At 36.7% G+C, this 12,799-nt stretch carries 12 protein-coding genes; 9 read left to right on the forward strand and 3 right to left on the reverse strand.

The annotated features are described in order from the left end of the window. Positions 1-43: 43 nt before the first annotated feature. Positions 44-1,234 carry an MFS transporter gene (locus IGM04_RS06725; protein WP_086317886.1) on the reverse strand — a complete coding sequence of 397 codons (1,191 nt, stop codon included), beginning with the start codon at positions 1,232-1,234 and terminating at the stop codon, positions 44-46. A gap of 354 nt (positions 1,235-1,588) precedes the next feature. Here IGM04_RS06725 and IGM04_RS06730 point away from each other — a divergent pair, with 354 nt between their 5' ends. The 4 genes from IGM04_RS06730 (at position 1,589) to IGM04_RS06745 (ending at position 5,830) form a co-directional block, all read left to right on the forward strand. Then, positions 1,589-2,449, forward strand: coding sequence for a glucosaminidase domain-containing protein (locus IGM04_RS06730; RefSeq protein ID WP_002357562.1), 861 nt, complete (start codon positions 1,589-1,591; stop codon positions 2,447-2,449). Between the two features lie 228 nt (positions 2,450-2,677). Next, entirely contained in the window at positions 2,678-3,610 is a 933-nt protein-coding gene (cysK, locus tag IGM04_RS06735) for a cysteine synthase A (protein ID WP_086317887.1), read from the forward strand. A 138-nt stretch (positions 3,611-3,748) separates the two neighbouring features. Then, the gene (locus tag IGM04_RS06740) at positions 3,749-4,192 is read left to right on the forward strand and encodes a Fur family transcriptional regulator (RefSeq protein ID WP_002357560.1); all 444 of its coding nucleotides are present in this window, start codon (positions 3,749-3,751) and stop codon (positions 4,190-4,192) included. A 297-nt stretch (positions 4,193-4,489) separates the two neighbouring features. After that, positions 4,490-5,830: an NADH oxidase gene (locus tag IGM04_RS06745; RefSeq protein WP_002369384.1), complete on the forward strand. Its 1,341-nt coding sequence runs from the start codon at positions 4,490-4,492 to the stop codon at positions 5,828-5,830. Positions 5,831-5,880: 50 nt separating this feature from the next. Here IGM04_RS06745 and IGM04_RS06750 read toward each other — a convergent pair whose 3' ends face one another. Continuing rightward, the gene (locus IGM04_RS06750; protein WP_002363964.1) at positions 5,881-6,489 is read right to left on the reverse strand and encodes an NUDIX hydrolase N-terminal domain-containing protein; all 609 of its coding nucleotides are present in this window, start codon (positions 6,487-6,489) and stop codon (positions 5,881-5,883) included. 176 nt (positions 6,490-6,665) lie between these two features. Here IGM04_RS06750 and IGM04_RS06755 point away from each other — a divergent pair, with 176 nt between their 5' ends. Continuing rightward, the gene (locus IGM04_RS06755) at positions 6,666-7,166 is read left to right on the forward strand and encodes a GNAT family N-acetyltransferase (protein ID WP_086317888.1); all 501 of its coding nucleotides are present in this window, start codon (positions 6,666-6,668) and stop codon (positions 7,164-7,166) included. A 19-nt stretch (positions 7,167-7,185) separates the two neighbouring features. Further along, positions 7,186-7,713 carry a GNAT family N-acetyltransferase gene (locus IGM04_RS06760; RefSeq protein WP_002357555.1) on the forward strand — a complete coding sequence of 176 codons (528 nt, stop codon included), beginning with the start codon at positions 7,186-7,188 and terminating at the stop codon, positions 7,711-7,713. A 54-nt stretch (positions 7,714-7,767) separates the two neighbouring features. Here IGM04_RS06760 and IGM04_RS06765 read toward each other — a convergent pair whose 3' ends face one another. Next, positions 7,768-8,586: a helix-turn-helix transcriptional regulator gene (locus IGM04_RS06765; RefSeq protein ID WP_002357554.1), complete on the reverse strand. Its 819-nt coding sequence runs from the start codon at positions 8,584-8,586 to the stop codon at positions 7,768-7,770. Positions 8,587-8,722: 136 nt separating this feature from the next. Here IGM04_RS06765 and IGM04_RS06770 point away from each other — a divergent pair, with 136 nt between their 5' ends. From IGM04_RS06770 to IGM04_RS06780, 3 genes are all read left to right on the forward strand, one after another. Further along, positions 8,723-10,471, forward strand: coding sequence for an ABC transporter ATP-binding protein (locus IGM04_RS06770; RefSeq protein WP_002377388.1), 1,749 nt, complete (start codon positions 8,723-8,725; stop codon positions 10,469-10,471). After that, a complete protein-coding gene (locus tag IGM04_RS06775) occupies positions 10,464-12,242 on the forward strand; it encodes an ABC transporter ATP-binding protein (RefSeq protein WP_002360293.1) in 1,779 nt (592 codons plus the stop codon). The genes IGM04_RS06770 and IGM04_RS06775 overlap by 8 nt, the downstream gene beginning before the upstream one ends. 88 nt (positions 12,243-12,330) lie before the next feature. Then, entirely contained in the window at positions 12,331-12,756 is a 426-nt protein-coding gene (locus IGM04_RS06780) for an 8-oxo-dGTP diphosphatase (RefSeq protein WP_002385906.1), read from the forward strand. The last annotated feature ends 43 nt before the right edge of the window (positions 12,757-12,799 follow it).

The raw sequence follows: 12,799 nt of genomic DNA on the forward strand, positions 1-12,799 counted from the left end.
TAAAAAACCTGAATGCTATCACAAGCATTCAGGTTTTTTTGCTTCATTTCTTTTTGGGAGCAAAGAGCATAAAGTGAAAAAATAATGCGAACAATTGGAACCCAATACCAGTTAAAGTAACACCAGACCAACCATAGTTTTGCCACATTAATGTACCAATCAATGAACCCAGTGAACCGCCGATGAAATAGAAAAACATAAAGACGGTATTGTTACGATTGCTGGCTTCTTCTCCCAAATTTTGGACGCGTGTTTGATTGGCTACTTGCCCAAATTGAGTACCGATATCTAAAACAATAATTGCTAAGATTAGTAAGACCACATGTGTTCCACCTAGAAAAAGTAGGATAAAACTACCGAACTGCATCAACAGGCCAATCAAAACAATCTTCCGTTCTGGATAATAATCGGATAGACGACCAATGATGGGTGCTACAAAAGCCCCTGATAACCCAAAAATTGCTAAAATACCGACTTCTTTCGGTCCCCAATAATAAGCTGGACTACTAACAAAGAAAATTAATGTAGACCAAAAGATTGAAAAGGTTGCAAACATAAAAAAGCCATTGACAGTTGCTTCTCTTAACAAAGGTTGCGATTTGATTAGCTTAGGAAGACTTTTCAAAGAACCCAAATAAGTTAATCGATTTGAAGTTTGAGTATGTATCACTGTTTTGGGCAATTTTAATTGAAGTAGAACGACCAATGCTAACACGAATATTACGGCGATTAAGTAGACTGTTCGCCAAGAAGCTGCACTAGCAATGAAACCCGAGATCGTTCGAGACAATAAAATTCCTGTCAATAGTCCGCCCAGCATTCGACCTGTTACTTTACCACGGTTCGCTGGTCCCGCCATGACCGCAGCATAAGGAATAATAATTTGGGCGACAATAGAGAGCAGCCCGACAAAAAAAGAAGAGAGTGCAAAAAGGAGAAAACTTGGTGCAAAAAACGCAGCACTTAGAGACAGCGAGGAGAGCGCGGCTACTCGAATGATTAATTTGCGGCGATCAACGACATCGCCTAATGGAACAAGAAAAAGTAATCCTAGCGCATAGCCTAATTGGGTCAGCATAGTAACAAAACCAATAGAACCAATACTGACTTGAAAGGCCTGAGCAATTTGGGTGCCAATTGGTTGAATATAATACATATTGGCGACCACAACCCCGCAAGTTAACGCTAATAAAAACGTCACTTGATTTGTTAAACCCGATTGTTGTTTCTTCATCTAACCACCTACATTTCTATGTAATTCATTTTGTAATACAACAACTACTCGGTAATAGTTGTTTTGACTACAAAAACAGACTTCTCTTATAAAGTTTGTTCAAAAAGTGACAAGTCCATTAAAAAGTTTATCACAATAAATAAAGAAAAGTAAGAGGATAAATAACAAAAATCTCATCAAATTGAAAAGAAGAAGTGGTTGTTTTCACAAGTGTGAAGAGGGTTAATTAAATACAAACAAGATTTCAATTACATTACAGAAATTTTAAAACTCAAAATTTAATACGTTTATTTCTTGTTTCAATAGGAAATTAACGGTAAAATAGAAAAGTGAGACAGTGAGGAGGAAAAATGAATGAGCGAACAGTTAACAAGAAGTAGTAAACATATTCAAAAAGCTCTTAAAAAGCAAAAAGCTTATAAACGTGCTACCGCCGTTGCGGGGACTTCAATGATTTTAGCACCTGTGGTTGGTGCTGCGGTACCTGCCCAAGCAGAATCTAGCCAGCAAGCATTTATTAATGAAATCGGAAATTCAGCAGCAGCCGTTGCCAATAGCAATGATATGTATGCTTCCGTCATGATTGCTCAAGCGTTGCTAGAAAGTAGTTATGGTAGTTCTGGGTTAGCATCTGCACCGAACTATAACTTGTTTGGTGTAAAAGGAAGTTATAATGGACAATCTGTTTATATGCCAACAAAAGAATATTTAGACGGACAATGGGTGACCGTCACAGCAGCATTTAGAAGTTATAATTCTTATGCGGAATCGTTCCAAGATCATGCCAATGTTATTCGTTCCACTGCTTTTGGGGATACATACCATTATTCAGGCGTTTGGAAGAGTAATACTAGCAGTTATCGCGATGCAACAGCCGCTTTAGCTGGAAGTTATGCAACTGATCCAGGCTATGCCGAAAAATTGAATTGGTTAATTGAAGCATATAATTTAACTCAATATGATTGGGGAGCACCAGTCGCTCAAACCACTAGTTATTCAGATACAACGGGAACCGTTGATACAACAATCGATACAGCGGCTTCTGCAACAGCAACAGCAGAAACTGTAGCTAGTCAAAGTTACACTGTCGCAAACGGCGACACATTGTGGGACATTGCTGCACGTTTTGGAACGACAGTTGATAATTTAATGTCACTAAATGGATTAACATTGGATTCTGTTTTATCGGTGGGTCAAACCATCCAAATCGGTTAATTTTGCAATTATTTAGTTGAAGAAGGACCTTACAAAAGCAGTAGTTTTTGTAAGGTCTTTTATCGTGAAAATAGGTAGGGCTAGCAGCAATTATTTGATGAGCATAATCTGTTTTTTTATTTAATTTTTCACAAACTAAAATTCGTTTTTCTGGTAGAAATCGTTTTTTTGAGCTATGCTTAGAGAAAGAATTATTATATTGTTTGTAAAATTGGAGGATGTAGGATTATGACTAAAGGTTATGTAAAATCAGTAACAGAGTTAATTGGTCAAAGCCCAGTTGTGAAATTAAAACGGATGGTACCAGAAGGAGCTGCAGATGTTTTTGTTAAACTAGAGTTCTTTAATCCTGGTGGCAGTGTGAAAGATCGAATTGCTTTAAGCATGATCCAACAAGCCGAAGCAGATGGTCGCCTAAAACCTGGACAAACGATTATTGAGCCGACTAGTGGTAATACAGGCATTGGGTTAGCAATGGTAGGTGCTGCGTTGGGATATCCAGTTAAGATTGTGATGCCAGATACTATGAGCATTGAACGCCGCAAATTAATGCAAGCATATGGGGCTGATCTATCATTAACCCCTGGTGCCGAAGGAATGAAAGGGGCAATTGCAAAAGCTACAGCATTAGCAGAAGAACACGGGTACTTCATGCCTTTGCAATTTAATAATCCGGCTAATCCAATGGTACATGAACAAAAAACAGGAAAAGAAATTGTTGATGTCTTTAGTAAACGTGGCTTAGATGCGTTTGTTTCTGGTGTTGGCACTGGAGGAACCGTTACAGGAGTTGGCCATGAATTGAAACGGATTTTTCCAGATATTGAAATTGTTGCAGTAGAACCAACGGAGTCGCCTGTTTTAGAAGGTGGCGAACCAGGTCCACATAAAATCCAAGGAATAGGTGCTGGTTTTGTCCCAGACGTTTTAGACACCACCGTTTATCAAAAAGTTGCCGCTGTTTCTAGTGAAGACGCATTAGAAACTGCTCGTTTAATGGGGCCAAAAGAAGGCATCCTTGTGGGGATCTCAGCAGGGGCAGCAATTAAAGCTGCCATTGATTTGGCAGTTGAATTAGGCGCAGGCAAACGTGTCTTAGCGCTGGTTCCGGATAACGGCGAACGTTATCTTTCGACAGCTCTTTACGAATTTCCAGAATAAAAAACACGCCAAAAAACGAGCATTTCTCTTAGTTTAGTAAAATGCTCGTTTTTTCCACGAGAATCCTACAATAATTCTTGTCAATCGTAATAAGAAATAGTATTATTTAAGAAAGATAGACAGGGGAGGGATACAAAGATGGACAACGTATTGGTTAAAAATGCACTTGCTGAATTAAAAGAAGCCAATATCCGAATTACTCCGCAACGTTATGCTATCTTGGAATATTTAATCGAAAATCATACACACCCAACAGCTGATGAAATTTATCGCGCACTAGAAGATCATTTTCCAAATATGAGTGTAGCAACGGTTTACAACAATCTACGTTTATTTACTGAAATCGGTTTCGTTCAAGAAATGAGTTATGGCGATGCATCTAGTCGTTTTGATTTTAGTTCGAAGAAACATTATCACGTGATTTGTCAAAAATGTGGTAAAATCGTTGATTTTCATTATCCAGGGTTAGAGGACGTTGAAATGGCCGCTAGTAAATTAACAGGCTTCGAAATTAATGAACATCGTTTAGAATTATATGGATTATGTCCAGATTGCCAACAAGCACAACAGGAGAATGTGTAAAAAATTACATACTGTTAAAAATTTATCAAAAGATAAGTCACTTGTCTAGGCAAATTTCACAAGCGTAAGAGTTTTCACTCTTATGCTTGTTTTTTTGTGTGGTTATTGACTTTTAAATTCTTAAAAACAAAAAATTAACTAGCTATTATTAAGAATTAGCAACAGTTTGTGAATTTTTTTATATGCGATTCACAAGCATAGAACTCGAATAAGCTTGGTTCCTCTGATATATTTTAAACAGACAGAGGGAGACGTCACCTCTGCAAAACAAAGATTGTGAAAGAAGGGATTTACAACATGAAAGTCGTAGTCGTAGGATGTACCCATGCTGGAACTTCAGCAGTTAAAAGTATTTTAGCAAATCACCCGGAGGCGGAAGTCACTGTATATGAAAGAAATGACAATATTTCCTTCCTATCTTGCGGAATTGCCTTGTACGTTGGAGGCGTAGTTAAAAATGCTGCTGATTTATTTTATTCAAATCCAGAAGAACTGGCTTCTTTAGGAGCAACAGTGAAGATGGAACACAATGTTGAAGAAATCAACGTGGACGACAAAACTGTTACAGCGAAAAACTTACAAACGGGCGCAACTGAGACCGTTTCTTATGATAAATTAGTGATGACAACTGGTTCTTGGCCAATTATTCCACCAATTCCAGGAATTGATGCTGAAAATATTTTATTATGTAAGAACTATTCACAAGCCAACGTGATCATCGAAAAAGCGAAAGATGCCAAACGTGTCGTTGTCGTTGGTGGCGGTTATATTGGTATTGAATTAGTAGAAGCTTTTGTAGAATCAGGTAAAGAAGTCACTTTAGTTGACGGGTTAGACCGCATTTTAAATAAATATTTAGATAAGCCATTCACAGATGTTCTAGAAAAAGAATTAGTTGATCGTGGCGTTAATTTAGCTTTAGGTGAAAATGTCCAACAATTCGTAGCAGATGAGCAAGGAAAAGTAGCAAAAGTCATTACACCAAGTCAAGAATTCGAAGCAGATATGGTGATTATGTGTGTTGGTTTCCGTCCAAATACAGAATTATTAAAAGATAAAGTTGACATGTTACCAAATGGTGCAATTGAAGTCAATGAGTATATGCAAACAAGCAATCCTGATATTTTTGCTGCGGGTGATAGTGCAGTTGTTCACTACAACCCAAGTCAAACAAAAAATTATATCCCATTAGCAACGAATGCTGTTCGTCAAGGTATGCTAGTAGGTCGTAATTTGACTGAACAAAAATTGGCTTATCGTGGCACACAGGGAACTTCTGGCTTATATTTATTCGGTTGGAAAATTGGTTCAACAGGTGTGACAAAAGAAAGTGCCAAATTAAACGGACTAGATGTCGAAGCAACTGTTTTCGAAGATAACTATCGTCCAGAGTTTATGCCAACAACTGAAAAAGTTCTGATGGAATTAGTCTATGAAAAAGGAACACAACGCATTGTTGGTGGTCAATTGATGTCTAAATATGATATCACACAATCTGCCAATACTTTATCATTAGCGGTCCAAAATAAAATGACTGTCGAAGATTTAGCGATTTCTGATTTCTTCTTCCAACCACATTTTGATCGCCCTTGGAACTACTTAAACTTATTAGCCCAAGCCGCTTTAGAAAATATGTAATTAATAATGATAGAAAAAGGATGAAGAACAGAAGTTCTTCATCCTTTTTGTTAGTCACTAAGCGCTCCAGTTGTTTGGTTCATTAATGCCATTAATTGCTCTTTCGTTGTTCGTTTGATAGAAAGAGGGGGGAGATTATCTAAAGAAAAATAAGCACAATTCGAGGTTTCAATGTTTTTTTCAAAGGGATGATTTTCTAAAATCTCACAAGAAAAGATCATTTTATAGTACTGAAATAGTTGAGGAATGTCTTTTCGTTTATCTGTATCATAAACAGCAAGCAATTCTTTTGCTGTAACAACTAAGCCAGTTTCTTCCAATACTTCTTTTTCAATATTTTCTTTAGGGGAGCAGCCAATTTCGGCATAGCCACCAGGTAATGACCATTCTTTGGTCCGTAAATCTTCAACTAATAAAAAACGATTCTCTTTTTTTATCAAACCGCGAACATCTACTTTCGGTGTTGGATAACCTTCCTCTTTAGTTAAGATTTTTTCTAAGTCGGGCAAAACAGTCGCTTCGGGTCCGGTTGCGCTAATAAGTTGTAACGTAAGTTCTCGTAGTTCTTGGTAACGTTCTTGATCAAAAGCATCTTTCCCGTAAAAAAGACCTGCATCCGCCAATGCTAGCAACCGCTTGTAGGTGTTCAGATAATCCATATACGCACGCTCCTCATAGACTTAATACGTTTAGTTTAACAGAAAAAAATAAAGAAAGGGCAGATTTAGCGAGAAAAGGAGTCGGTTTAAGGAAATAATAAAGAATAAATGACTAACTTACATTTTTAAACTACCTATGCTATTATTTAATAAAAAAGATTGGGTATACAATAATTTTGTTATGTAAACAAAAAGGAGGTTGTAAATTGAAAGAATTTACAATTATAAGGGAAAAAAATGCAGATAAAAAGACTCAGGCAGCACAAGAAGTATTGTTTAATCTTCCAGAATGGTTTGGCCTTGAAAAAGAGACCCGCAAGTATATCGATATAGCTAGCACTTTACCTATGTGGGTGGCAAAGGATGTAGAGAATAAAATACTCGGTTTTATAACACTTTCAGAAACAAGTAAAGATACAGTAGAAATCCATTGTATGACAGTTAAAAAGCGGTATTATCGCAAAGGTATCGGCAAGTTATTGATAGAAAGCGTGGAAACGTATTCTAAAAATAACTATTTTTTTATTCAAGTCAAAACAGTTGACGAAGGAAATTATTCCGTGTACGATCATACTATTCGTTTTTACGAATCATTGGGTTTTAAGCGCCTTGAGGTTTTTCCGACATTATGGGACGCTTGGAATCCTTGTTTAATTTTAATTAAACAGTTGATTTAATCTACAAAGGAGTTTTAGTATGTCAGTATTTATTAGAGAGTGTACCGTCGCAGACGTACCAGAATTAGAGGCCATTTGCCAAGAGACTTTTGCAGATACTTATGGAGATGGCGAAAACGAAGAGGATTTACAGGCACATTATGAGAGGAAATTTAGTCCAGCAGTTTTAGAAAGCGAAATCTTACATAAAGATTCGCAATATTTCTTTGCTTTTTATAATAATGAACTTGCAGGTTATGTGAAATTAAATCACGGTGATGCTCAGATTACCTATCAACATCCACAAGCGTTACAAGTTGAGCGCATTTATATTCGTAAATCTTTTAAGCGTTTAGGCTTAGGCAAACATTTGATTACGAAAGCAATTGAATTAGCAGAAGAAGCAGAAAAAGAGACGGTTTGGTTAGGTGTTTGGGAACATAATCATCCAGCGCAAAAATTTTATCAATCATTGGGCTTCGTCAAAACAGATGAACATGATTTTTATATGGGAAATGAACGCCATACCGATTATACAATGACGAAACAGTTAAAAGAGTCAACGTAAAGCAAAAACAAGGAAACGGACGCAATGAAGCCGACGATTCCTTGTTTTTTTATCTTAAAATTGTGAAGGGGATTTTCCATAATATTTTTTGAATAATTTACTGAAATGATAGGCATCTTCGTAACCAACCGTTTTTGCCACTTCTTTGACACTTAAGGAATCATTTTTCAGCAATTCTTTCGCATGGTTTAAGCGGATTTGAATTAAATAATTGATTGGCCCAACGCCTGTGGCCGCTTTAAAGGTTTTCGACAAATAAGTCGGGGTCACATATAACATTTCAGCTAACTGTTCCAAAGTAATTTCTTCGTCATGGTGGGTTTCCAGATAATAAATCGTATGATTGACTAAATTTCGTTTTCTTTTTTCCGTTTTCGATAGCCGAGTTTCAATTTTATTTTCTTGATCAACTGCTAAACTTCTTAAAATATAGACCAATAGTTCAATAACTAAAGCTTTAATTTGTAACGCTGATTCAACTTCTTGATGGTTTAATTCATGAACAATTTGCCAAGCTTTTTCTAAAAAAGCACCATGTAAATGACTTAAATCTAATAAAGCTGATTTATTTGGAAATACGTTTCGCGCTAAGCCTTCTAAATAGAGATTTGAAATGCCAATGTGTAGTTGATGTGAGTAAGTTCCTGCTTTTTGTTGCTCACCATGTTCCGTTCGCGGATTAAAAAGAAACACCGTACCAGCAGTGGCATGGTACTGTTGCCCTTGAACAATATATTCAGATTCACCTTCTAAAAGAATAGATATTTCCAGAAATTCATGATGATGACAATTATAAGGGTGGGTCTCTTCGTTCCAAGGATCAAAGGCATATAAAATTTCAGGATTAAACGTTCGACTATTTGTGTAGTTCATAAAAAATCACTCCTACTTGTATCCGCTTTCTATACTATATTGTACATCAAAATATACAAGAATGCCCATTTCTTTTCCTATAAAAAAACAGTAATCTTATACACGTCCATAAAAACAAGAGAGAGTAGGGGAGAAAATGAATAGTTTTGAATGGATTTGGCAATATGCTAAAAAAAATAAGAATAAGTTACTGCTAGCTGTTATTTTTGTCGTTATTAACGCTATTTTAATTGTTATTATTCCATTGTTATCTGGCAGAATTGTAGACCAAGTAATCAATCAGGGGAAAACTGAAGAGCTTGTCCCAATTCTTGGGGTTATGATTGGGGTGACCGTTATTCGGACAGTTGTTCGTTATAGTTATCAAGTCTTGTTTGAATCGGTTGGACAATCTGCGTTATTTGACTTAAGAAAAGATATGTATGTCAAACTTCAAGAATTAGATTTTGATTTCTTTAATCATACACGTGTTGGCGACATTATGGCGCGAATGACAGGGGATACAGACGCTATCCGCCATTTTGTTTCTTGGGTCACTTATAACCTCTTAGAATGTATTTTATGGTTCATCGCAGCCGTGATTGTGATGGGGACGATCAATTGGCAATTGATGCTGGCATTAATTTTAATTACACCTTTGATTTTTCTGTTAACACAAAAAATGTCGAAGGAATCGCATCCGGTATTTTTTGAGATCCGGGAAAGTTTTTCTCGGCTAAATTCGATGGTCGAAGAAAATATTGGTGGAAATCGGGTGGTTAAAGCTTTTTCTCAAGAACCTTATGAAATTGAAAAGTTTAACAAGCACAATGAAGACTATAAAAAATGGAATATGGCTTCTGCAGATGTCTCAAAAAAATATTTACCGTGGTTAGACGGTTTTGCAGGTAGTTTAAATGTTATTGCCTTAGTTCTTGGTGGCCTCTTTGTGATTCAAGGTCGAATGACAATTGGTGATTTAGTGGCCTTTAACGGCTTTCTCTGGATGTTGAACATGCCGATGCGAATGAGTGGCTGGTTGATCAATGATGTGCAACGCTTTACGGCATCGTCCATTAAAATTCGTCAGTTATTAGCAACGAAACCGAAGATTCCCATTGCTCGGGAAAAAGAGGCAGAACCAATCCAAGGCTATGTGACGTTTGATCACGTGTCCTTTCATTTTTCAGATGATCCAGAAACCCCCATTTTATCGGATGTTTCATTTTCAGCAAAACCTGGTGAAACAATTGGTATTTTAGGGGAAACTGGTTCAGGCAAAACCACTTTAGTTAACTTAATCGCTCGGTTCTATGATCCAACAAAAGGCACTGTTTATATTGATGGAAAAGATGCTAAAAGCTATTCTGTTCGTAAATTGCGAGAAAATATCTCCATGGTTATGCAAGATGTCTTTCTTTTTTCCAATACAATAGAAGATAACATTGCTTTTGGTAACACATTGGCTAACTTGGAACAAGTGCAAATGATGGCTGAAATTGCTGATGCCCATAGCTTTATTTCCAGAATGCCCGAAGGTTATGCAACAATTGTTGGTGAACGCGGCGTTGGCCTATCTGGTGGCCAAAAACAGCGGATTTCACTGGCCCGTGCCTTAACCAAAGATCCAGCTATTTTAATTTTAGATGACACAACTTCCGCTGTTGATATGGAAACAGAATCAAAAATTCAAAAAGAACTAGGTCGTTTGACGGAAAAGAAAACGACATTTATTATTGCCCACCGAATTTCTTCTGTGAGAGAGGCCAATTTAATTTTGATGATGGAAAAAGGCCGTGTGGTGGAAAGCGGTACGCATAGCGAATTAGTCGAACAAAAAGGCAAATATTTTGACGTATATCAAAAACAATTAGGTCTGACAAAGGAAGGTGAGTCGCGTGGCTAGAAATACGTTTGATGTGGATGAGACTTTAGAAAAAGAATTTAATTGGTCTCATTATAAACGATTAGGCGCCTATATTAAGCCTTACAAAAAAGCTGTTTTTAAAACATTATTTGTCATCATATTAGCTAATCTGGCAAGTATGTTAGGCCCTTACTTTACTAAAATTGCGATTGACCAAGTAATTCCACAAAAGAATCTCTCGTTACTCTTGATACTAGGGGCTATTTTCCTATTTTCCTTGGTGATTATTGGTTGGTGTATGCGTTATCGAATATATGCCATCACAGAAATTGGACAAGATATTTTAAAAGATATGCGTTTTTCAATTTTTGAGCATCTACAAAAATTACCATTTTCTTACTTTGACAGTCGGCCGCATGGAAAAATCTTAATTCGGGTGGTCAATTACATCAATACGTTAAGTGATTTACTAAGTAACGGATTGATCAATTTAATTTCTGATTTATTTAATGTGATTATCACCTTAATCTTCATGTTATTTATTGATGTGAAATTAACCTTATACAGTTTGCTGCTATTGCCTGTGTTGTTCGTGATGGTTCTATTTATCCAAGGGAAACAACGGAAAGCTTACCAAGAGCTTAGCAATAAACAATCAAACTTAAATGCCTATATTCATGAAAGTATTTCAGGAATTAAAATTACACAATCTTTTGCACGAGAAGATGAAAATTTCCAAATTTTTAACGAGGTAAGCGAAGAATATCGTCAATCCTTTATGAAAGCTGTGCGTGTCCAGTATTTATTATGGCCAGCAGTGCAAAATATATCCGTCATTACGACTTGTTTTATCTATTTCGTAGGAATCCGTCAATTAGGTGTGTCCGTTACTACTGGGACGCTAATTGCTTTTATCGGTTATATCAATAACTTTTGGAATCCGGTCATCAATATTGGTAACTTCTACAATTCTCTGATTACTGCAACTGCCTATTTGGAAAGGATTTTTGAAACGATGGATGTTGTTCCAGAAATTCAAGATGCGCCGCACGCTATTGAGTTGCCGCCAATTAAAGGAACCGTCGACTTTCAGCATGTTTATTTCCGTTATGAAGAAGGAAAAAATATTTTGACCGATGTTAGTTTTCATATTGAGCCAGGACAAACAATCGCCTTGGTTGGGCCAACAGGTGCGGGTAAAACAACAATCATCAATTTGTTAAGTCGTTTTTATGATGTGAATGAAGGGGCCGTTAAAATTGATGGTTATGATGTTCGCGATGTGACACTCCGTTCGTTAAGAAAACAAATGGGGGTAATGCTTCAAGATACGTTTATTTTTTCAGGAACGATTATTGAAAACATTCGGTACGGAAATTTAGCAGCCACAGAGGAAGAAGTCATCCAAGCCGCAAAAATTGTTCGTGCGCACGACTTTATCAAGGATTTAAAAGATGGCTATGAAACAGTTGTGGAAGAGCGGGGTAGTACACTCTCGGCAGGACAACGCCAATTAATTTCATTTGCTCGTGCTTTACTGGCAGATCCCAAAATTTTAATTTTAGACGAAGCAACCTCCAGTATTGATACAAAAACAGAAGAATTGTTACAAGAAGGACTACAACAACTTCTGAAAGGACGGACATCGTTTATTATTGCTCATCGACTTTCTACCATCAAAAATAGCGATAAAATTTTCTATATTGATGGTGGTCGTATTGTGGAAGAAGGATCTCATGATCAACTAATGGCAAAACATGCGTTATATCATCATTTATATCAATCGCAATACGACTTATTAAAGAGTTAGATGATAAAACAGAGAAAATTCTTAGTTGAATCTTTCTCTGTTTTTCTGTATCGTAACCTTAACAAAGGAAAAAATGATGAGGTGCCAAATGAATCGGAATTTTGAAGTAGAATTAACAACACTATGTATGATTAGAAATCAGAAAAATGAAATCCTTGTGCAAGAACGACAAAAAAAGGATTGGCCTGGTTGGACGTTCCCTGGCGGACATGTTGAAAAAAACGAGGGCATGGAAACAGCCATGGTTCGCGAACTCCTTGAAGAAACAGGATTAGTGCTGAAGCCACAATTAGTAGGTGTTGCAGAATGGCTGAATGATTGTTCAGGTGCGCGGGAATTAGCCACATTATTCATTGCAGAAACAGCGGATGAACTACCAGAAGAAACGGAACAACCCTTGTTTTGGGTCACTGAAAAAGAATTGCGAGAAGGTCCTTTAGCTGGCAGTTTAGCAGAACTTTTCCCAGTATTTTTTGGCGAAAAGCAATTTTATTTTAAAAATAATACAGCTTAATGATTCAAACCTAAAAGATTAAATCAATCCCACTTATTAAAAG

Source organism: Enterococcus sp. DIV2385 (assembly GCF_051711925.1).
Taxonomy (GTDB): Bacteria; Bacillota; Bacilli; order Lactobacillales; family Enterococcaceae; genus Enterococcus; species Enterococcus faecalis.

Coding starts and splice junctions, on each gene's coding strand:
- IGM04_RS06725 (WP_086317886.1), bottom strand. CDS start 1,234: ATGAAGAAACAACAATCGGGTTTAACAAATCAAGTGACGTTTTTATTA.
- IGM04_RS06730 (WP_002357562.1), top strand. CDS start 1,589: ATGAGCGAACAGTTAACAAGAAGTAGTAAACATATTCAAAAAGCTCTT.
- cysK (WP_086317887.1), top strand. CDS start 2,678: ATGACTAAAGGTTATGTAAAATCAGTAACAGAGTTAATTGGTCAAAGC.
- IGM04_RS06740 (WP_002357560.1), top strand. CDS start 3,749: ATGGACAACGTATTGGTTAAAAATGCACTTGCTGAATTAAAAGAAGCC.
- IGM04_RS06745 (WP_002369384.1), top strand. CDS start 4,490: ATGAAAGTCGTAGTCGTAGGATGTACCCATGCTGGAACTTCAGCAGTT.
- IGM04_RS06750 (WP_002363964.1), bottom strand. CDS start 6,489: ATGGATTATCTGAACACCTACAAGCGGTTGCTAGCATTGGCGGATGCA.
- IGM04_RS06760 (WP_002357555.1), top strand. CDS start 7,186: ATGTCAGTATTTATTAGAGAGTGTACCGTCGCAGACGTACCAGAATTA.
- IGM04_RS06765 (WP_002357554.1), bottom strand. CDS start 8,586: ATGAACTACACAAATAGTCGAACGTTTAATCCTGAAATTTTATATGCC.
- IGM04_RS06770 (WP_002377388.1), top strand. CDS start 8,723: ATGAATAGTTTTGAATGGATTTGGCAATATGCTAAAAAAAATAAGAAT.
- IGM04_RS06780 (WP_002385906.1), top strand. CDS start 12,331: ATGAATCGGAATTTTGAAGTAGAATTAACAACACTATGTATGATTAGA.